We start from the raw sequence: 20,630 nt of genomic DNA on the forward strand, positions 1-20,630 counted from the left end.
TCGGGCTTAGCCCCAGCACTTGTCCGTGCCTTCCTTGGTGTCGATCGACTTAACGCCGGATACCGGCTTGTCGGTAACCAGCGAGACGCCGGTATCGAAGAAGGACTTACCTTCGGTCGGCTTCGGCTTCTCGCCGCTATCGGCGAACTTCTTGATCGCCTCGATACCGAGCGACGCCATCAGCAGCGGATATTGCTGCGAGGTGGCGCCGATGACGCCTTCCTTGACCGACTTGACGCCCGGGCAACCACCGTCGACGGACACGATCAGCACGTTCTTTTCCATACCGACGGCCTTCAGCGCCTGATAGGCGCCAACAGCGGCCGGCTCGTTGATCGTGTGAATGACGTTGATGCTCGGATCCTTCTGCAGAAGGTTTTCCATGGCCTTGCGGCCGCCTTCCTCGTTGCCGTTGGTCACGTCATGACCGACGATGCGCTTGTCGTCTTCGTCGCCGATCTTGTCCGGGTTCTTCGGATCGATGCCAAAGCCCATCATGAAGCCCTGGTCGCGCAGAACGTCGACCGTCGGCTGCGACGGTGTCAGGTCGAGGAAGCCGACCTTGGCGTCCTTGGCCTTGTCGCCGAGCGTTTCCTTGGCCCACTGGCCGATCAGCTTGCCGGCGAGCAGGTTGTCGGTGGCGAAGGTGGCGTCGGCGGCATCGGCCGGTTCCAGCGGCGTGTCGAGCGCGATGACGAGCAGACCGGCGTCGCGGGCCTTCTTGACCGCAGGCACGATGCCCTTGGTGTCGGAAGCTGTCAGCAGGATGCCCTTTGCGCCGTCGGCGATGCAGCTTTCGATCGCCGCAACCTGGCTTTCGCTGTCACCATCGATCTTGCCGGCATAGGACTTCAGCGAAACGCCGAGTTCCTTGGCCTTGGCCGTCGCACCTTCCTTCATCTTGACGAAGAACGGATTGGTGTCGGTTTTGGTGATCAGGCAGGCGGAAACGTCGGCCGCCATGGCCGGAGCGGAAAAGGCGACACCGAGCGCGAGCGCGCCGAAAGCGAGAACGGATTTCTTCATGGACTCCTCCCAGAGTTTGCCGGCGCCGCCCCTGCGGGGCCGGAATTAAAGGCGGCACTCGGAGACTTTCCAAAGCCTTCCTGTGCCCTTGACGATGGCAATTAAGAGCGAAAGAAATCGGCTTGTCAATAAATAAATCCAATTGAATTATTAATTCGATGTGGCATGCTCGGCAAAAATCGGGCATAGGCCAACGATCTGGAGGAGCGGCCATGTCATCCTTGGATGGACCGGAAAACATGCCGGCCCCGCCACCAATTCTCAATCCGGCCGGGGGTGCGAACCAGGTCAGGGTACGGGCCTATAACGAGCGGCTCGTGCTGTCGCTGGTGCGCCTCTACGGCGCATTGTCGAAGGCCGATATCGCGCGCCGCAGCGGGCTTTCGGCGCAGACCGTCTCGGTCATCATGCGGGTCTTGGAAAAGGAAGGCCTGCTTTTGCGCGGGGATCCGGTACGCGGTCGCGTCGGCCAGCCATCGATCCCAATGCATCTCAACCCCGACGCCGTCTATTCCTTCGGCTTGAAGATGGGGCGGCGCAGCGCCGATCTGGTGCTGATGGATTTCGTCGGCCGTATCCGCATGCAGCTGCACCGGACCTACGCCTATCCGTTGCCGCACGAAATCCTCGCCTTCGTCACCTCCGGCATCCAGGAGCTCGAAGGCCGGCTCGACGAAAAGCAGCGCAGCCGCATTGCCGGCCTCGGCATTGCCGCCCCTTTCGAGCTCTGGAACTGGGCCGAAGAGGTGGGAGCGCCGGCGGGCGCGATGGAGGTGTGGCGCGATGTCGACCTGCAGACCGATATCGCCGCGCGCGTCCCCCATCCGGTATTCCTGCAGAACGATGCGACCAGCGCCTGCGGGGCGGAATTGGTCTTCGGGGTCGGGCCTTCCTATCCGGATTTCGTTTATTTCTTCATCGGCTCCTTCATCGGCGGCGGCATTGTGCTGAACTCGGCGATCTTTTCCGGCCGCACCGGGACGGCGGGCGCGATCGGGCCGCTGCCGGTGCGCGGCAAGAACGGCGAGACGAAGCAGCTGCTCGAAATCGCCTCGATCTTCGTTCTCGAGAATATGCTGCGCGAGCGAGGCATCGATCCCGAGCCGCTCTGGTATTCCGCCGACGATTGGGTGGATTTCGGCGAGCCGATGGAAAGCTGGATACAGGACACCGCCAAGGCGCTGGCGCAGGCGATCGTCGCGGCCGCTTCGATCGTCGATTTCAGCGCGGCCGTCATCGACGGCGGCTTTCCCGCCTGGGTGCGCAGCCGTGTGGTGCAGGCCACGATCGACGAAGCAGCCAAGCTTGACCTGCAGGGCGTCGTCATGCCCGAAATCATCGAGGGCGCGGTCGGAGCGCAGGCACGCGCCATCGGCGGCGCCAGCCTGCCGATCTTCGCGCGTTACCTCACCGACCAGAACGTTCTCTTCAAGGAGGTAGACCATGCTGAAAGGACTTGATCCGCTATTGAGCCCGGAGTTGCTTTCGACACTTCGGGCCATGGGCCACGGCGATGAAATCGCCATCGTCGACGGCAATTATCCGGGCGTCGAACATGGTCGGCGGCTGATCCGGCTCGACGGACATCATCTCATTCCGGTTCTCGACGCCGTTTTGAGCGTGCTGCCGATCGACGATTTCGTGGAGGAAGCGATCTTCCGTTCGACGGTGAAGACCGAGCGTGACAAGCTCGATCCCGTGCATGAGGAAATGATCGCCTGCTGCGCCAGACACGAGCCGGAGCGGCAGGTCGTTCCGATGGTGGGGCAGGATTTTTATGGCCGCGTGCGCGCCGCCCACGCCGTCATCCAGACCAGCGAGCCGAGGCTTTATGCCAATATCATCCTGCGCAAGGGCGTGATCTATCCTTCGGCCGGTGACGAACCCGCCAAGGCCGAGGTCGATCCCTTCGTCTATTGATGTCAGCCGTCAGATCTCGCCGGCCGATGGTCCCCAAACATCCGTCAGCGCAAAACCGAGGGGATGCGGATCAAAGGGGTCGAGTGCGACCTGAGACAGGCCGAAGGTAAAGCCGCGACCCGATATCGTCGGGATGACGGCCGGTTTTCCGGCCACTTCCGTCACCGCCTGCAGGCCGACTTCGAATTCCGAGCCGATGATCGATTTCGACTTGAAGATATCACCGACCTTTGCCTTTCCGCGCGCATGGAGCGTCGCGAGATTAGCCGAGTTGCCCGTGCCGCAGGGCGAGCGATCGGCGCGTCCCGGCCACATGGTGGTGCAGGTGCGCACTGTGCCATCCGCCTCGGTATCGCGGAACATGACATAGGCCACGCCTGAGATTGCCGGGATTTCCGGATGCACGACTTTGGTATTGCGGTTGATCAGGTCTTTGAGGATCATGCCAGCCTGCACCAGTCCAGCGGCATTCGCCTTTTCGATCGTCAGATTGATCTGACCGACATCGACCAGTGCGTAGAAGATGCCGCCGTAGCAGATGTCCGCCTTGATTTTTCCCCAATGCGGCGTGTCGATCTCGACATCCAGTTCTTGGACGAAGGACGGCACCATGGTCAGTTTCACCTTTTCGCAGCGACCGTCGCGGCAGGTGGCCGTGGCCTTGACCAAGCCGGCCGCGGTTTCCAGCGTCACGACGGTTTCCGGCTCCTTCATCTCGACGATGCCGGATTCCAGAAGAGCGGTCGTCACGCAGATGGAATTCGAGCCCGAACTCGCATGCGCCTGATCAGGCTGCAGGATGATGAAGGCCGCGTCTGCGTCCGGATGCTTCGCCGGCAGCAACAGGTTGACCGAGCCGATCGGTGCACCGCGCGGCTCAAGGCAGAGGAAGCGACGAAGCTCCTGCCCCTTGGGGTCGGTGTTCAGCCAGTGAAGCTGGGCCGCAACCGTCTCGCCCGGAATCTTTGGCACGCCGCCGATCGCCACCTTGCCGATTTCACCTTCGGCATGAACATCCAGAAGCTGGATCGTGCGCTTCCATCTCATCCTTCAACTCCAATCAGACGTGACGCGCGCGGTGCCTCCACCGACGCGGATATTATTACGGGTGACGAAGGTTCCGGCCATGACCAGTCCTAGTACCTGTCGATGCGGAACGGCTTGATATCGACTGATGTTTTGACACCCGCCACCATATCCGCAATCAACCGTGCTGTCGTTGCCGAATAGGTCAGACCGAGATGGCCGTGGCCAGTGGCATAGAAGACGCCAGGTATTTTCGAAGAGGGCGAGATAATAGGGATCGTATCCGGCAGCGCCGGGCGATGGCCCATCCATTCGCTGGTGTCCTGAACCCTGAGATCGGGCAGAATTCGCTGCGCGTGGCGCACGAGCACACGCGGACGGCGGAAGTCGGGAGGAGCCGTCAGACCGGCCAGCTCGACATTCCCTCCGATGCGGATACCGCCGGCCGTCGGCGTGACCATGAAGGCACGATACGGCCAGATCACCGAATAGCGCATGGAAATTCCGGGCTGCATGATCTGGGTATGGTAGCCGCGCTCGGTTTCAAGCGGGATGGGCTCGCCGAGAGCCTCTGCGAGGAATCGTGTATGAACGCCGGCGGCCAGGACGACCTTGTCGGCTTCGATGCAGCTACTGTTTTCGAGCAGGATGGCAAGCTTGCCATCACTGCTGCGTTCGGCGCTTTTTACCTCGCCGAACACGAAATCGGCGCCAGCGGCCCTTGCGGCATCGGTGAGCTTTACGACAAGTTCATACGGATCGCGGATCGACTTGTTGTCCGGCAACAACACTGCCTTAGCGATTTTCGGCGAAAGGGTCGGCTCGTAATACTGGATTGCGCCGTTGCTCAGCACCTCGAATTCCAGGCCATAGCGCCGCATCAATTCGAGATGGCCACGGTCCGCATCGAATTCGGCCTCGGTCTCATAGATCGCGAGACAGCCCTCTTCGGTCATCAGATCGGGCGCGCGGATCGCATCGAGCATGGTGCGGAAATCGCCGAGAGCGGTCTTGGAGAGGCTCATGCCCGCATCCTCAATCTCCCTGAGCCGGGCGGGACGGCCGGCTGCGAGAAACCGCAGGAACCAGGGCAGGATTTTCGGCGCATAGCCCGGCCGCAGCCAGACCGGGCCTTCCGGATCGACCAGCCAGCGCGGCAGCTTCTTCCATGTCGACGGACCGGAACCGGCCGCGAAGTCGAGCGCGATGCTCGCCATATTGCCGTAGGAGGTTCCCCTGCCCGGCTCCCCCTTGTCGATCAGCGTTACCTGAAAACCGCGCCGCTGCAATTCGAAAGCAATCGAAGCGCCGATCACACCGGCGCCGACAACGGCCACCGTCCTATTTTCATTTACCATGTCTTGTCCACCGCACGGCAGAGTCGATTGCCGCCGGAGACGTGATATATCACAACGAAGCGGATGCCTATGGTTTTTTACTGAGTGTCTTCCTGCAGCCCCGCTCCGACGCTGTCGCCCACCGAACCCACGGTATTGTTCATCGATTGGCCGAGACGGCGCACCTGGGCATCGTAGTTGCGGCGGGTGCGTGGATCGAAGATGGCGATCGGCGTGCTGACTGCGAGACTGACTGCGCTGCCAGCCGTCTGGGCCGCGCCAATGGCGACGGCGCCGACCGCTTCGCCGAGCCCAACTTCGGAATCGGTGATCGTCTGACCGGCAATCAGCCGGTCGCCGATGAGCTTCACCACTTCCGGACTTTCAGCGAACTTGCCATGGTTCAGGCGATCGCCGGTTTTCAGCTTGGTGAGGTCGAGCACGGTGATACCGGCCGCCTCCAGCTTGCTGCGATAGGGCTCGGCGGACGGATCGATCTGGCCGAGGCGATCGACATTGCCGGAGATGCGCCGCGAGAGCGCGAGCGCGCGGTCATCCCGGGAAACGAAGATGGTGAAATGCGGCCTGTCCTTGCCGAGGCTCTGAAACTGGCGGCCGAACACGTCGACATCGAGATCCGGCGAGGCAAGGATGACGTTGTTGATCTTGGAGGCTACGTGGCCGTCGCGGATCGCCATCTGGCGCAGCGCCTCGACCGTCAGCCAGGTCCCCATGGAGTGGGCCATGATGGTGATATCACCTACCGACGGATTGTCCGCCGTGCGCCGCAGCAGCTCTTCCAGCGCATCGCGCGAATAGTTGGTGCTCTCTTTGTCGTAGTTGTAGTCGAAGATGCTGGCGCGCGAAGGCCACGTGAAAACGGCGGGCGCCACGTCGGCATGCGAATCATGGACGATCTGTGCGAAGCGATAGACCGCATCCTCATAACGGTTATTGAAGCCATGTACGAAGATGAGGACGCGCTTGCTCTTTGGCATATGCGTTCTCAACCAGTTCTCGCCCGCCTTCTCTCCATTAAGCGGATCGACTGCGACAGTGACGAAATCCTTGAGCGGATCGGCAGGTAGACGGCGGGGCCATTGCACCTGCCCGACCTTCCGATTGGCTTCCGGAGGAATGGAGACATCGACGGCATCGACGATCAACCCGGTGCCACGCTCTCCGGAGAAGAGAATGGCCGGATTTTCATCGGCAGCGCGCGTGGTCGCTACCAGCAAATCGACGCGCGACGTGCCCGGCGGAACCGTGCCAGCCGCCTGCATGACGCCGATAGGCCGACCGCAGGAAACGAGGAGGAAAAGGACGAGCAGGGCTGCGAGAGCTTTGCCCAAAACACTGCATCTGCCGATCATGACATCTCCGCAGGTTCAGGCGCCATCGCGCCAAACCACCAACATGCGCTCGCTGCGCGCCTTCAGATAGGCCGAGGCCAAGGGCGGAGTCAATTTTACGAAGGTTTGGGAGAACGGTCATCCGGAAAAAGAAAGAGCCCGACGCGGGAGGAGGTGCGTCGGGCTCTTGATCCTGACCGACAACTGGGAGGAGGAGTGTTGTCAGTCCGATGAAGGAGCGCTGGGAGGAGGAGTGCGCTGCCTTCGTGATTATCAATACTCAATTCATTCGCTGGAGAACAGCGAAATTACCGCAATGCAGCAATGCATGTGGCGCAATGCTTGCCTCCCTGGCGCCACGCGTGCGCCTCATTTTGCGGCATCTTTGATCAACTGATCAAAATATACCGCACATTGCCCATGCATGAATCCCATGGGCTGCGTACCTTTCCCGATGTCGCATGGAAATGACGAAACGGCCGTGGCTGAAACCGCGGCCGTTTCATCGCTGATTTTATGTTTATCAGGCGGCCTTGAAGAGTTTCCTGCCTTCCGCATCAAGGGCAGCAAACTCGTCGTCGGACAGCGTAATGTTGACCGCAGCGACGTTCTCTTCGAGATGCTTGACCTTCGACGTGCCCGGGATAGGCAGCATGACGGGGCTGCGCTTCAGCACCCAGTCCAGCGCGATCTGGCTCGGCGCCGCATTGTGCTTCCTGGCGATGGTATCGAGCAGCGAGCCCGGCTTGGCGAGATCGCCGGCCGCCAACGGATACCAGGGGATGAAGCCGATATTGTGCTTGGCGCAATAGTCGAGAACATCCTCGCTGGTGCGGTCGACGAGATTGTAACGGTTCTGAATCGTTGCGACTTTGAAGACCTTGGAGGCGGCTTCGATATCGGCGACGGAGACTTCGCTGAGGCCGGCATGGCGGATCAAGCCGGAATCGAGCAGCGACTTAATGGTGTCGAACTGCTCCTTGGCCGGCACTTTCGGGTCGATACGGTGAAGCTGCCAGAGATCGATCTGCTCGACACCGAGGTTGCGCAGGCTCTTATGCACCTGCTGGATCAGATATTCCGGGCGGCCGAGCGGCAGCCAGATGTTTGGGCCGTGGCGCGTGAGGCCGCCCTTGGTGGCGACGACGAGGCCCTTCTTGTAGGGGTAAAGCGCCTCCTTGATCAGCCATTCGGAAACGTCAGGGCCATAGGAATCGGCCGTATCGATGAAGTTGATGCCGAGTTCCGGCAGACGCTTCAGGGTGCGGATCGATTCATCGCGATCGGCTGGATTGCCCCAGATACCGTCGCCGGTGACGCGCATGGCGCCGAAGCCGAGACGGTTGACCTCCATATCGCCACCTATCTTGAAGGTGCCCGATTTCGCTGCATTGTAATCGCTCATCGTCTTTTCCTCTCTTGGTCAATAAATCATTCAAATCAGTCAGCTGGAAACCTGCTCCCAAGCGTCGAAGCCGAGCTTCTCGCGAACGGGGCTGATCGCGCCACGCCCAAAGCAACAGTGCGCATATAGGGCGGGACTGCCTCCATGACAGCCACCAGACCGGAAATGTTGACCTCAAACTTTCGGCGCAGTTCGTCCATCGTCGATCTTCGACGCGCCTCACGACTTCCTGCGAAGTACCGATCGGAAGCAGCGCGACAGAAAGTGATCGTCTAGGCGCGGAATTCCCTAGAACCGGGATTTTGCTTCTTCGCCGAATTCGGCCAGCATCTTCCAGAGCTCACGAAAGATCCCGCGTGCGAAGGCTTCCATCGAGACGCTTTCGGTCGGAGTATCCGGCACGCGCTGCTGCCAGAGCTCACCGCCAACGCGCAGCGCGCCGATGACAACAGCCGAAAGCAAGCGCATGTGCGCCCGTGCATCCGGATCACCGCCCCTGCGGGTGACCAGCGCCTCGGTCAGCTTCTGCTCCAGCTTGGCATATTTGAGCTGGTCACGGGCCTTGAGGGTTGGCGTGCAATGGATCAGTTCGCTGAGCGCCAGAGCGCGCTCGTCAGTCGAGGCAGTCACAGTGGCGATAAGGGCTTCTTCAACGGTCTTGACGGGGGATTCGCCGGTTGGACGTGCGGCAACCGCCGTCATCAGGCGATCAGCAAAGGAATCCTGCCAGGCGAAGACAACCTCTTCCTTCGACGGGAAATAGTCGAAGAAACTGCGCTTCGAGACATCAGCTGCCTCGGTAATCTCCTCGATGGTGGTCGCGTCGAACCCGCGCTCCATAAAGAGGGTAATCGCTGCCTGTTCGATGCGCTCGCGGGTCTGGCGACGCTTGCGCTCACGCCTGCCCTCGACGGCTTCAGGCAGTTTCTTCTCGGTCATTCCCATCAGCTGTCGTTCAGTCGTCCGCTTCAGCGGCGATCTCCATATCCACTCCGCCGCTACGATATTTGAAACGCTCACGCGAGAGCTCAAGCGGCCTGCGGCGTGAAATCCGATAGACGGAGGCCGGCGGCAGGTTGCGAACCGTACCGCCGATACGCGTGGCCTTCAGGCCCAGGCGGTCGAGGATCGGACGCGGTACGGGACAACGCGGCCCATAGGTGAACTGGTAAAAGGCGCCGCCGGCCCGCATATAGACGAAGGCGCCGGCAAGGATCGAGGCGATCTTGCGCGGCGACATGGAAAGCAGCGGCAGACCGCTGACGACCGCACCAACGGGTTCACCCTCGAAAATATTGGCCTGCGCCAGATGGCCGGCATCCATCTGCAGGATACGCGCGTCAGGGAAGCGGTTCCGAAGTGACCCGATGAACTCAGGACCGTATTCGATGAGCGTCAGGTCGCACTCGCTGATGCCACGCGCAAGCAGCGCGCGGGTAAAGACGCCGGTGCCCGGGCCGAGCTCGATGATCGGACCATCCAGAGCAGCGATCTCGCTGGTCATGATGCGCGCAAGCGAGTCGCCAGAGGGCGCGATGGCGGCCACCCTCAGCGGGTTGCTCAGCCAGGAACGGAAAAAATGCAGGAGATCGGAGAATGCACCGTTTGCGATCATGATTATCCCACCTGTCTGAAACGCGACTGACCATCGATGCGACGATCGTCTGCAGCATGTCAATTCGAAGGCAGCTCCGTCAATCCATCGTCCTGGCGTATGTCTGCTTCCAACAACATTTCGTGTATTTTTATACCTAATGCATATTTGCAATTAATGCAATAATGCCGACACCTGATGCACCACTGCCCCTTTCAAGGCGTCTGGCGAAGCTGTGGCAGATACTTGAAGATGTCACCAGTCTTTCCTCTGACACCGGGAGCGAGGCTCCTGGAGCGAAAAAGGCAGCCGGTGAAGGCTGCCCTCTTTCGCTGCAGGGACGTCAGTCCCATTCTCCCCTGCCTTGTGCCTGCACTGCCTCAGTAGTTGCAGCCCGAGCTGCTGGTCGGATTGAAGCGCAGGCCGCAAGCCATGTTGAGCGGCTTCTTCCGGCTGTACTGATAGGGCGCCGAGCCGTTGGATGCGCCATCGACCGAACCGGTCGTGCGAGGCTCGTTGCGAGCGTTGGTGTTTTTGTGCTGCTTCACGACCTGTTGTTGTTGAGCCGGAGCCGCGTTGGCAGATGCGAATGCCGAAACGCTGATGATTGCGCCAAAGGCCACGGCCATGAAGCCATTCTTCACTACATTGATCATTTCATGTCTCCTTGGGGGATTGTTGGAAATTACGCCAAGGAGCTGGGAAGCGGATTTGTCATATTCTACTGCGCCGCAACAGGGATCACGGATACGTGAGATTCGGCGGCGCGCGAGAAAAAGGCGGCTCGCGGCCGCCCTTTACTTTGCCGGCTCAGTAGCCGTTGTCGCACGGCATGCTGCCGGGGCCGACGGAGCCACCAAACGTGGGGTTGCACATCGCTTTAGGTGCGGATCGGTTCTCGGGGTTGCGGACAACCGAGCCCGTGGTGCCGGCTTCGACGCCGAACGCAGCAAGCGGATACCAGAAGCCATCGGAATGACGGCGGGTACCGGGGCGTTCCGTAGCGGAGCCGCGATAGCCGTGCCAATAAGCGGTATGGGCTTTATATTGCACCATTTCCGCATTCGTCGGGACCGGAATCCGGGCTTGCTGAACGGGCGCCGCCAGCGCGGGAACGGTAAGCGAGAGGGCGAGAAGAGCGCTGAGCGCAAAGGCGGACGGAGCTATATTGAGCGTTTTCATGATAAATCCTCCTTACTGGATTTACGTATGAAAAATGCATTTTGCGCGGGTGAAGTTCCCCCATCAACGCAGCCTCCTACACTTGTGATTGCAGGCGATCCGGCGCGACTGAAAGACACAAAAAATCAAAAAAGTGCGATTTTGCAAAAGCCCGGAGAGCAATCGCCGCCGACAATTCATCGGGTGCGTGAATTCACTGTTCTCAATTCGCGTATAAAGGACGGTAGCCTTGGCTTGCGACGCAAGAGAGGTATTGCCGATGGGCGGCGCCGCTTGCATTGGTTTCCCGTTCCACTGCATCGCGGTGGCCGGTCATCTGCGCACGCAGGTCGTACTGCTTGTTCGCCTCATCATACATGGCATTGGCATCGGACACACACAGGCTGTGAGTGACACCAGGCGGATTGACGGGTGAGGCGACCGGCACGAGCACCGGCGCATTGGCGCGATCGATACAGCCTGCCAGAGCAGCCATCATCGCGACGAGACCAGCCACGCCAACAATTCTCGTCTTCATGCAATCCTCCGGCACTTCACCTGACATAATCTATCGCTTCCGCAGATAGACGCCGAAGGTTGCGCGAAACTAGGCATGAGGGTGCCACCGTTTCTCGCAGATTTCTTTGCACGGCTACAAGCGGGCGGCGCGATCAAGCGCCTTCGGCGTGCAGTTTCCCGAGAATCCTGACGAGTGCATCCAGATCACCCTCCGACAGGCTTGCCAATTCCGGCGGGGGCCGATGATAAGCAGCCAGCAATTCGTTCTTCGTTTCAGCCCCCTTTTCCGTCGCCCGCACGAGCTTCACACGTCGATCGCCGGGTGAGGGAACGCGATCGGCCACGCCGGATCGCTCCAGCCGGCCTACCAGCCATGTCGCGGTCGAGTGGCCCGTTCCTCGAGGCGCGCACTTCATCGGACCAAGAAGTTCGGGAAGGCGACGGTCGGCAACTCACTGGCGGTAAACCGATCAGCCGTTGACCCCTGCCGGTTTCCGGCCGGACGCCGCTATAGCCGTGGAAGGATCGATCAAAATCGACGCGAATCGCCTTTGACGAAGCCACGCAATTGCGTAGCCACTCGCATGAAGTCATATATTTGTGGGGATGGCGCACCCGAAGAGATTCGAACTCCTGACCCCCAGATTCGTAGTCTGGTGCTCTATCCAGCTGAGCTACGGGTGCGTCTGCAGTGGCGGCCATGCCGCTTGCGTGGGCGGTTCTCTAAAGGGTCTTTTCGGGCAATGCAAGAGCAATTCGAAAAAAATCGCGACTTTGGTTCGGCAAGACTCGCTTGCGGAAATTGCATCACTTTTCGGCGTGCGACCGGCTGCGATAATCCTCCAATGAAACCGGGCGATCCGGAATTTCGATACGAAACTGCGTACCGACCGAAGGCTTTTCCACAAGTGCGATGGTGCCGCCATGGGCCAGCACCAGCTCGCGGGCGATGGTGAGGCCGAGCCCGGTGCCGCCGGAGCGGGCCGAGCCGCGGAAGGCCGCAAACAGGTTCTGGCGCGCCTTCAGCGGCATGCCGGGACCTGTGTCGTCTATCGTGATGCTGACGACGCTGCCGACGCGCTGGGCGGCGACCGTGATGCGCCTGACGATCCCAGGCCCCTGCTCGCCCGGCGAAGTCAGCGCCTGCAGCGCGTTGCGGCAGAGATTGTGGATGATCCGGAACAATTGCTCGCTATCGGCATCCACTTCCAGATCCGGCCCCATCTGCTCGACGAACTCGACGCCGCTCTGCGGCTCGATGGCAAGGATGTCCTTCACCTCCTGGATCAGCTCATAAAGGCGGATACGGCGGCGGTGCGGCGGCGATTCGGTCGCCTTGCCGTAAGAGAGGACTTCGGTCGTGTAGCCCACGGCACGATCGATCGTGCGCAGCAGTTTCGGCGCGAAACTCTTCACCATGGGATCGTCGACATCGACGAGGCGGTCGGACATCAGTTGGGCGGACGCCAGGATGTTGCGCATGTCGTGATTGATCTTCGAGACCGCGAGGCCGAGAGCTGCAAGGTTCCTCTGCTGCTTCAGCGTCTTCTGCAATTCGAGCTGCATGGAGGTGAGATTGCGCCCGGCAACGGCCAGTTCATCACGGCCACCATCGCCGACATAGACATGCAGAGGATTTTCCGGATCGGAGGCGAATTGCTGCATGCTGCCCGTCAGCCTGCGGATCGGGCGGATGAGAATGCGGTTGATGGCGAAGAAGATCAGTGTCGCGGTAAAGAGCGAGATCAGGATCGACAGCAGCAGCACGTTGCGGGCGTAGACCAACATTGCCTTGCGCAATGGCCGGTCTTTCATCACCACTTCGACGCCGGTATTGGTTTCGCCCACCGGTCCGTAGACGCGGATCATGCGATTGCCGCCGAAGATCAGAGTGTCCAGCGCATCGCGCATCGAAGTCAATGGCGGGATATCGGTGAGGTCGTAGGATTCATCGACCGAGGTCGGCATCTCGCTCATCGCGAGCAGGCGCGAGGTGCCGTCCTTGCGCAACACGATCGCCTTGGTGCCGGTCGCTTCCAGCGTCTCCTTCTGCAGCGCGCGCGGCAGCTCGACCGGCTGCAGGCCATCGATGACGATTGCCGCGGCGGCGGCGGTATTCAGTCGATCCTCCAGCCAGCGCACACGCATGCTCGCGATCGAGGGAAAGAAGATGAGGATTTCCGCCAGCATAATGAAAAAGACGGTGAGCCAGAGCAGCTTGCCCGACAGGCGGCTGAACATGCCGGCACGCGGATAAAAACTCCTGGCAGTTTCGCCGGCCGCTATGTTTTCTGCTTTGGAACTCTCGCCCTGGTCTTGAACCGGCATCTCGTCTTGTCCGTGCGGCGAAAGGCCGCCATCCGAATGAGCTCTTATATAGACGAGAATAGTCCGCTTTCAAATCTTTGCGAGGAGCGGCAAGTCGTCACAAAACGAAGGCGCCGCCCGAAAGCGGCGTCCCGATCTCCTTCATGGAGGCTATCAGAACTCTTCCCAGCTCTGCTCGGCAACTGCGGCATTGCCGCTGAAGGCGCGCGCAACGCGGCCAATCGCGCGGCGCGCCGGAGAGGCGACCGGCTGGTGATGCTGCTGGCGGGCAACGGCAACGGGTGCCTCGTTGGAGACTTTGAAGCGGGAGATGAGGCGTACGAGGCCATCGGCTTCTGCTGACAGCTTGTGGGTCGCAGCCGAGGTCTCTTCCACCATCGCGGCGTTCTGCTGGGTCACCTGGTCCATCTGGTTGACGGCGGTATTGACTTCCTTGAGGCCGGTCGATTGTTCCTTCGCCGCGGTCGCGATCGAATGGATATGATCGTTGATGGCGATGACCCGCGTCTCGATCTCCGAGAGAGCTTCACCCGTCGCCTGAACTAACTTGACGCCGACCTGCACTTCGTCGCCGGACTTGGTGATGAGCGCCTTGATGTCCTTTGCGGCGGTCGCCGAACGCTGAGCGAGTTCGCGCACTTCTTGCGCCACGACAGCGAAGCCCTTACCGGCTTCACCGGCGCGGGCGGCCTCGACGCCGGCATTCAGCGCCAAGAGGTTGGTCTGGAAGGCGATTTCATCGATGACGTTGATGATCTGACTGATTTCGCGGGACGCCTGCTCGATACGGCCCATGGCATCGACGGCGTTGCGAACCACGACGCCGGAGCGGCCGGCATTGTCCTTCGCCTCGGAAACCATGATCGTCGCTTCATGCGCACGTTCGGTCGAATTCTGAACAACGGCAGTGATCTCGTCGAGAGCAGCGGAGGTTTCCTCCAGTGCGGCAGCCTGCTGTTCCGTACGCTTGGAAAGATCGTCGCTGGCGTTCCGGAGTTCGTTGGTATTGCCGTTGATCGCTTCGGTCGTCTCGCGCACCTCGCGCATGGTCGTCTGCAGTGTGACAAACGTGCTGTTGACGTTTTTCTGCAGTTCGGCAAAGGCGCCCTGGAACTGACCGCGCATGGTCTGCGTCAAGTCGCCTTCAGCAAGGCTTGCTATGACACGGCGGGTTTCGTCGACGCCGGCATCGACGCTCGACAGCAGCTTGTTGATATTGCCCGCGAACTGATTGAGGCTTTCGTCCTCATAGTCCTTATCGATGCGCTGGCTGAAATCACCGGCGGCAGCGGCCGCCACGACGACGGACATGCTGGACTGCAGGTCGTCACTCTTTGCACGCATGGCCGCCTCCTGAGCGTTCATGCGCTGGATGACAAGACCGTTTTCCTTGAAGACGGCGACAGCGGCCGCCATTTCGCCGATCTCGTCCTTGCGGCCGGCAAACGGCACATCGGCCTGGAAATTGCCGTTTGCGACTTCCTTGATCGCGTGCGTGACTTTCTTGATGGGCCGGCTGAGATGGCTGGTACCGATATAGAAGCCCATGCCGACGCCGGCTGCAATGCCGATACCGGTGATGCTCAAGACCAGCATCAGGATCCAGCTGCGGAAGTCCTCGATCTCATCGTTGACCCGCGTCAGCTCTGCCTTATCGGTGTTGACGATGGCGTCGATCTCCGCCTGGAAGGCCTTGCGGTTGGCCCGGTTGGCATCGTTGTTGCCCTGCTCGTTGGCTGCCTGGGGGCTTACCTGCGTGCCGAGGCGAGCCGTTTCCGTGCGGAAAGTGCGGAATTCTTTGGCACGGTCCACAAGCTTGGCGAAGGAATCCTTCTGACTGTCAGGCACCAGCGGCGCCCAGCCAGCGATGACCTTGTCGATCTCATCCAAGTCAGCCATCAGTCCTTTGCCGAAGGCCGGCGTCTGTTCAAGGCTCTTTGCAGCATAAAGACCGCGCGATTCCATAACGACAGCGGTGACAAAGCGGTTCAGGCGTTCTCCGGCATAGGCGCGGGCCGCGGCATGCTCATAAGCCGTCAGGTTCGCGCTGTACTCGCTCATCGCCGACAGCGCGGTGGCGCCGATCAAAAGCGCAACCCCGCCCATGACGGAAACAAGAAGATTGATTTTGCCGCGGATTTTCAACGAACGCTCCCTCACTTTACACTATGCCTGGAAGCAGATTCCAGCCGATGCACTGAAAGATCGGACAAATTCGTTAATGTTGTATTTCGAATATTAACAATATCGACTACAAGAAATTACCTACATTTACCGTTGTGCAAATTATCCAGCGTCCATAATCGAACAAATTCAATGAAGAAACGCTGCGCCTGGAAGCTTTCCGGCGTTTCAAGCCGAATATACAACCATATAGTGAGCCACCGCATTGGTTAATACCGTAGTGCGAAATCTTGCTATCCGCCGGGCGCATTCAGGGAATCCGCCTGGATAATTGACTTTGGCAGACTTCATCCGTATAAGCCGCCGCACGTCCGGTCATTCAAGGTCTTTCGTGACCTCGCCCGTTCGAAAAACCACGCTCCTTGCATTATGCAAATCCAAGAAGGGCCGCACTCCGCGGTGTTTTAAATAAATGAAGCGTACCTATCAGCCCTCGAAGCTTGTTCGCAAGCGCCGCCACGGTTTCCGTGCGCGTATGGCCACTAAGGGCGGCCGCAAGGTCATCGTTGCTCGCCGCGCTCGCGGCCGCAAGCGTCTTTCGGCCTAAGGCCGGAATTGCCCGATAGAACATGGCGGGCGACTTGAAGACCAAAGAAAACAAAAAGATTGTCGGGCGGCTGAAGAGCCGCCCGCAATTTCTTGCAGTCCGCGAGGGCGAAAAGCGCCGCGGCAGTCTCTTCCTTCTCGAGGTCCTGAACCGCAAGGAAGAAGACGGCGAAGCCCGTGTCGGCTTCACAGTCACCAAAAAACATGGCAACTCGGTTGAACGAAACCGCATGCGGCGGCGCCTTAAAGAGGCGGTGCGGCTTCATGCAGGGTTTGCAATGCAGGCCGGACACGACTATGTGGTTGTCGCCCGCAGGGACGTATTGACGGCGTCCTTTCACGAACTGGCCGCGGAACTGAAAGCCCGCGTGGAAACCAGGCCGAAACACCGGCGCCCGAAAGACGAGCGCCCCAGGAACGTATGATGCAAAACAACCGCAATTACTTCATTGCGATCGCTCTCTCGGTGCTGATCGTCCTTGGCTGGCAGTTTCTCTATATGAACCCGCGCATCGAAGCTCAGCGCAAGGCTCAGGAAGCCCAGAAGGCACAACAGCAGACCGAGCAGACGCAGCAACCGGCCGCAACCAGCCAGGGCGCCCAGACGAACGGTGCCGCCCCGACGGGCCAGGCTGCAGCAACTGCGACCCGCGAAGAAGCACTTGCAAAGACGCCGCGCGTCGCCATCGACACCGCTGCACTTTCCGGCTCCATCAACCTCGCCGGCGCCCGCCTCGATGACCTTAAGCTCAAGGGCTACCATGAGACCGTCGACGATTCGAGCCCGATCATCACACTCTTCTCACCGGCCGATACCAAGGACGGCTACTTCACCGAACTCGGTTATATCGGCAGCGACATGACAGGCGCCGTTCCCGGCCCAGCCACCGTCTGGACCGCACCGGAGGGCGCCAAGCTCACCGAAAAGACGCCTGTCACGCTGACCTATACCAATGACAAGGGCATCACCTTCGCCCGCACGATCTCGGTCGACGAGCGCTACATGTTCGCGGTGACGGACAAGATCCAGAATGCCGGTCAGGCGCCTGTCTCGCTTTCTTCCTATGGCCGTGTGACGCGCTACAACAAGCCGACGACGCCGTCTGTCTACGTTCTGCATGAAGGCTTCATCGGCGTCATCGGCGACGACGGTCTCATCGAGAGCAAATATACGGCGGTTGAGAAGGAGGCCGTTACTCCGGCAAAGTCCACCGGCGGCTGGCTCGGCATTACCGACAAATATTGGGCCGCGACAATCGTCCCGCCGCAGCAAGCAGCCTATGACGCACGCTTCTCACATTTCGCCGATGGCCAGCCGCGCTACCAGGCGGACTATAAGCAAGACGCCTTCACGGTGGCGCCCGGCCAGTCGGTCGAGCTCAAGAACCTGGTATTTGCCGGCGCGAAGGAAGTTCCGGTCATCGACGGCTACGAAGCGAGCTACAACATCCCGCGCTTCGACCGCCTGATCGACTGGGGCTGGTTCTATTTCATCACCAAGCCGATGTTCAAGCTGATGGACTTCTTCTTCCGCTACTTCGGCAATTTCGGCGTCGCAATCCTCTGCACGACCATCGTCGTCAAGGCGCTGTTCTTCCCGCTCGCCAGCAAGCAATATGCTTCGATGGCGAACATGAAGCGCATGCAGCCGAAGATGGAAGAGCTGAAGGCAAAATTCGGCGACGACCGCATGGGCCTGCAGCAGGCGACGATGCAGCTCTACAAGGAAGAGAAGATCAATCCGATCGCCGGCTGCTGGCCGGTTGCCTTGCAGATCCCGATCTTCTTCTCGCTCTACAAGGTGATTTACATCACCATCGAAATGCGCCACGCGCCGTTCTTCGGCTGGATCAAGGATCTTTCAGCGCCGGATCCGACGACGATCGTCAACCTTTTCGGCCTGCTGCCGTTCGAGGCTCCGACCTTCCTGCATCTCGGCGTCTGGCCGCTGATCATGGGTGTCACCATGTTCTTCCAGATGCGCATGAACCCGACCCCCCCCGACCCGACGCAGGCCATGATCTTCAACTGGATGCCGCTTGTCTTCACGTTCATGCTGGCAAGCTTCCCGGCGGGCCTTGTGATCTACTGGGCCTGGAACAACACGCTTTCGGTCATCCAACAGTCGGTCATCATGAAGCGTCACGGCGTGAAAGTAGAGCTCTTCGCCAATCTGAAGAGCCTGTTCAAGCGAAAACCGGCACCATCCAAATAGTCGAGAAGCCCCGCTCCGGCGGGGCTTTTTGTTTCGGGCCGCGAGAAGGCCGAGCCAGGCGAACCTTGACAACCCACCTCAAAAACACGAAGCCGGTTTCATTCCCGACCGGAGATTGCAGAACTCGCCATGACTGAAATCGCAAAGCCGCTCTTCGGCCACCCCTGGATCTTCATCCGCGGCGTGCCTTCCATGAAGTTCCTTCCGCCGGAAGGCCCCCTGGAAGTCGCTTTCGCCGGCCGTTCGAACGTCGGCAAATCGTCGCTGATCAACGCGCTGGTCGGCCAAAAAGGTCTGGCGCGCACCTCCAATACGCCGGGCCGGACGCAAGAGCTCAACTACTTCGTTCCCGACGGCTATTCCGGCGAGGGCGGCGACCTGCCGCCGATGGCGCTGGTCGATATGCCGGGCTATGGCTATGCACAGGCGCCGAAGGAGCAGGTGGACAACTGGACGAAGCTCGTCTTCGACTATCTGCGCGGCCGCTCGACGCTGAAGCGCGTCTATGTGTTGATCGACAGCCGCCACGGCATCAAGAAGAATGATGACGACGTGCTGACGCTGCTCGACAAGGCGGCCGTCTCCTACCAAATCGTGCTGACGAAGACTGACAAGATCAAGGCACCTGCGGTGCCGAAGCTGGTTGCCGAAACATCGGAGAAGATTCGCAAGCGCCCTGCCGCCTATCCGGCCGTGCTTTCCACCTCCTCGGAAAAGAACGAAGGATTGGACGAACTGCGGCAGGCGATTGCTGAAACGGTCGGCGTCAGCAACTGGAAATAAAGAGGGCGCTTCGAAGCCGCTGCTTAATGCCCCTGCTCTGCCCGGATATCGGCAATTGCGGAGGCGCCGCAGAAGAGTTTCAGGAACAGATTTTCGTTTTACGGTCTGTGGATCGAGCCGCTGGCGATGATCGGGCCTGACGGCTGGTGTGTGAGCGAACCGCCGAACGGCTCCAGGCTGACGGCCAGCGTCGCGCCATCGGAAATCTGCCTTCGCATGTCGGTCGGGATGATCAGTTCACCATTCATGCCCGGTTGGAAAACGCCGAGAGAACGGGGCGTTCCGCTACCCGGCACGAGCCACAGCTCCAGGGATTTCTCCTCCGGCTTGCCGGCCGCAACCGGCACGATCCTCAATCGGCCACTCTGGATTTCGTAGGAAGCCGCCAGATTGACCTGAGTGTTCTGTCCCGAGAGGTTCGCCACCAGCGGCGGCGATGCCGGAGGCTGGGGCACGAGACCGGAAGCAAAGGCGATGGCGCCCAGGGTGACCGCGAGCGAGGCAAATGTCAGCGAGCGCCAGAAAGCGGCGGAATTCCATAGCCCATACGAAAGGCGCGGCGCACTTTCTGCATCGGCGAAGAGGCGCGCCTCGATCTGCCTGAAGGTCTCGCGGTTCGGATCAGCCGTGCCATACTCGTCATTGAAGCTGGAGAGGTTGACCTCCCAGCGGCTGACGATGGCGGCAAAGGGCCGGTCACGGCGCATACGCTCCTCAACGATCCTGCGATCCTGAAGGGAGAGGACGCCCAGCACATATTCGCCGGCAAGAACCTCGTCCCGGGAGCGGTCTCCCTTGCTTTTGTCGGGCGATGTCATCGTTCCATGCACTCACTCAGTTTCAGCAGGCTGCGTCCTTAGCCATGTCCGCATCATATTCAGCGGGACACCAAACTGATCGGCCAGTTCCTGAGAGCTTAGTCCTTCGACATAAGCCCGTTTCACCGCGACCGCACGACCAGCTTCCAACTCTTCCATGCAGGTGTCAATCCGCCTTTCCTCATCATTAATCACGACTTGCGCTTCAGGACCGGAAACGGGTATCGCAAGGCCGAGCGCGCCGCCGATTTCGTCGACTACCGGATTGCGTGCCCTGATTGCATGAATCGACTGATTGCGAGAATTGCCGGAAACCATGTCTCCTATGTCGCGGAACCAGGCGTAAAAGGCACCGGTGCGCTGCCATATCTTATGTAGACCTCCGCCTTGCGGTCGCCGCGCACCACGCGGCCTGT

The 20,630-nt window shown here is 60.2% G+C and carries 20 protein-coding genes, 1 tRNA gene and 1 pseudogene; 6 read left to right on the top strand and 16 right to left on the bottom strand.

Annotated elements, in window-relative coordinates; all coding sequences use genetic code 11:
• Positions 1-6 precede the first annotated feature (6 nt).
• Positions 7-1,026, bottom strand: a complete 1,020-nt coding sequence (locus JNB85_RS05745) for a sugar ABC transporter substrate-binding protein (RefSeq protein ID WP_064693630.1) — start codon at positions 1,024-1,026, stop codon at positions 7-9.
• A gap of 212 nt (positions 1,027-1,238) precedes the next feature.
• Here JNB85_RS05745 and JNB85_RS05750 point away from each other — a divergent pair, with 212 nt between their 5' ends.
• Together JNB85_RS05750 and JNB85_RS05755 are read left to right on the top strand one after the other, a co-directional pair.
• Entirely contained in the window at positions 1,239-2,486 is a 1,248-nt protein-coding gene (locus JNB85_RS05750) for an ROK family transcriptional regulator (RefSeq protein WP_220333409.1), read from the top strand.
• Complete coding sequence (locus tag JNB85_RS05755; protein WP_220333410.1) at positions 2,470-2,946, top strand: RbsD/FucU family protein; 477 nt, start codon at positions 2,470-2,472, stop codon at positions 2,944-2,946. Before JNB85_RS05750 ends, JNB85_RS05755 begins: the two co-directional genes overlap by 17 nt.
• A 9-nt stretch (positions 2,947-2,955) precedes the next feature.
• Here the strand turns inward: JNB85_RS05755 and JNB85_RS05760 are convergent, their stop codons facing one another.
• The 13 genes from JNB85_RS05760 to JNB85_RS05820 all read right to left on the bottom strand — a co-directional run bounded on the left by JNB85_RS05760 (position 2,956) and on the right by JNB85_RS05820 (position 15,813).
• Positions 2,956-3,993, bottom strand: coding sequence for a 4-hydroxyproline epimerase (locus tag JNB85_RS05760; RefSeq protein WP_220333411.1), 1,038 nt, complete (start codon positions 3,991-3,993; stop codon positions 2,956-2,958).
• An 89-nt stretch (positions 3,994-4,082) separates the two neighbouring features.
• Positions 4,083-5,330, bottom strand: a complete 1,248-nt coding sequence (locus tag JNB85_RS05765) for an NAD(P)/FAD-dependent oxidoreductase (RefSeq protein ID WP_220333412.1) — start codon at positions 5,328-5,330, stop codon at positions 4,083-4,085.
• Between the two features lie 77 nt (positions 5,331-5,407).
• Entirely contained in the window at positions 5,408-6,682 is a 1,275-nt protein-coding gene (locus tag JNB85_RS05770; RefSeq protein WP_220333413.1) for an alpha/beta hydrolase, read from the bottom strand.
• Positions 6,683-7,184: 502 nt separating this feature from the next.
• Positions 7,185-8,066 (bottom strand): aldo/keto reductase, encoded by an 882-nt coding sequence (locus tag JNB85_RS05775; protein WP_220333414.1) that lies wholly within the window; start codon positions 8,064-8,066, stop codon positions 7,185-7,187.
• A 288-nt stretch (positions 8,067-8,354) separates the two neighbouring features.
• Positions 8,355-9,005, bottom strand: coding sequence for a TetR family transcriptional regulator (locus JNB85_RS05780; protein ID WP_223216433.1), 651 nt, complete (start codon positions 9,003-9,005; stop codon positions 8,355-8,357).
• Positions 9,006-9,021: 16 nt separating this feature from the next.
• Entirely contained in the window at positions 9,022-9,681 is a 660-nt protein-coding gene (locus JNB85_RS05785) for a class I SAM-dependent methyltransferase (RefSeq protein ID WP_220333416.1), read from the bottom strand.
• Positions 9,682-10,040: 359 nt separating this feature from the next.
• Positions 10,041-10,316: a hypothetical protein gene (locus JNB85_RS05790; RefSeq protein ID WP_220333417.1), complete on the bottom strand. Its 276-nt coding sequence runs from the start codon at positions 10,314-10,316 to the stop codon at positions 10,041-10,043.
• A gap of 154 nt (positions 10,317-10,470) precedes the next feature.
• Positions 10,471-10,842 carry a cell surface protein gene (locus JNB85_RS05795; protein ID WP_220333418.1) on the bottom strand — a complete coding sequence of 124 codons (372 nt, stop codon included), beginning with the start codon at positions 10,840-10,842 and terminating at the stop codon, positions 10,471-10,473.
• A gap of 202 nt (positions 10,843-11,044) precedes the next feature.
• Entirely contained in the window at positions 11,045-11,359 is a 315-nt protein-coding gene (locus JNB85_RS05800; protein ID WP_220333419.1) for a hypothetical protein, read from the bottom strand.
• Positions 11,360-11,492: 133 nt separating this feature from the next.
• Complete coding sequence (locus JNB85_RS05805; protein ID WP_220333420.1) at positions 11,493-11,684, bottom strand: helix-turn-helix domain-containing protein; 192 nt, start codon at positions 11,682-11,684, stop codon at positions 11,493-11,495.
• A 263-nt stretch (positions 11,685-11,947) separates the two neighbouring features.
• Positions 11,948-12,024 (bottom strand) — tRNA-Arg (locus JNB85_RS05810).
• Between the two features lie 123 nt (positions 12,025-12,147).
• Positions 12,148-13,668, bottom strand: coding sequence for a sensor histidine kinase (locus JNB85_RS05815; protein WP_220333421.1), 1,521 nt, complete (start codon positions 13,666-13,668; stop codon positions 12,148-12,150).
• A 153-nt stretch (positions 13,669-13,821) separates the two neighbouring features.
• Positions 13,822-15,813, bottom strand: coding sequence for a methyl-accepting chemotaxis protein (locus JNB85_RS05820; RefSeq protein ID WP_220333422.1), 1,992 nt, complete (start codon positions 15,811-15,813; stop codon positions 13,822-13,824).
• Between the two features lie 451 nt (positions 15,814-16,264).
• Between JNB85_RS05820 and rpmH the strand changes: the two genes are divergently transcribed.
• From rpmH to yihA, 4 genes are all read left to right on the top strand, one after another.
• Complete coding sequence (gene rpmH, locus JNB85_RS05825; protein WP_016552555.1) at positions 16,265-16,399, top strand: 50S ribosomal protein L34; 135 nt, start codon at positions 16,265-16,267, stop codon at positions 16,397-16,399.
• A 22-nt stretch (positions 16,400-16,421) separates the two neighbouring features.
• Positions 16,422-16,823 (top strand): ribonuclease P protein component, encoded by a 402-nt coding sequence (gene rnpA, locus JNB85_RS05830; RefSeq protein ID WP_220333423.1) that lies wholly within the window; start codon positions 16,422-16,424, stop codon positions 16,821-16,823.
• Entirely contained in the window at positions 16,823-18,613 is a 1,791-nt protein-coding gene (gene yidC, locus JNB85_RS05835) for a membrane protein insertase YidC (RefSeq protein ID WP_220333424.1), read from the top strand. The genes rnpA and yidC overlap by 1 nt, the downstream gene beginning before the upstream one ends.
• A gap of 129 nt (positions 18,614-18,742) precedes the next feature.
• Complete coding sequence (yihA, locus tag JNB85_RS05840; protein WP_220333425.1) at positions 18,743-19,396, top strand: ribosome biogenesis GTP-binding protein YihA/YsxC; 654 nt, start codon at positions 18,743-18,745, stop codon at positions 19,394-19,396.
• 98 nt (positions 19,397-19,494) lie between these two features.
• Here the strand turns inward: yihA and JNB85_RS05845 are convergent, their stop codons facing one another.
• Together JNB85_RS05845 and JNB85_RS05850 are read right to left on the bottom strand one after the other, a co-directional pair.
• Positions 19,495-20,214 (bottom strand): anti-sigma factor, encoded by a 720-nt coding sequence (locus JNB85_RS05845; protein ID WP_220333426.1) that lies wholly within the window; start codon positions 20,212-20,214, stop codon positions 19,495-19,497.
• Positions 20,211-20,621: pseudogene (locus tag JNB85_RS05850) on the bottom strand (sigma factor-like helix-turn-helix DNA-binding protein). The gene JNB85_RS05845 and the pseudogene JNB85_RS05850 overlap by 4 nt, the downstream one beginning before the upstream one ends.
• Positions 20,622-20,630 lie beyond the last annotated feature (9 nt).

Source organism: Rhizobium mesosinicum, from assembly GCF_019511345.1.
Classification (GTDB): Bacteria; Pseudomonadota; Alphaproteobacteria; order Rhizobiales; family Rhizobiaceae; genus Rhizobium; species Rhizobium mesosinicum.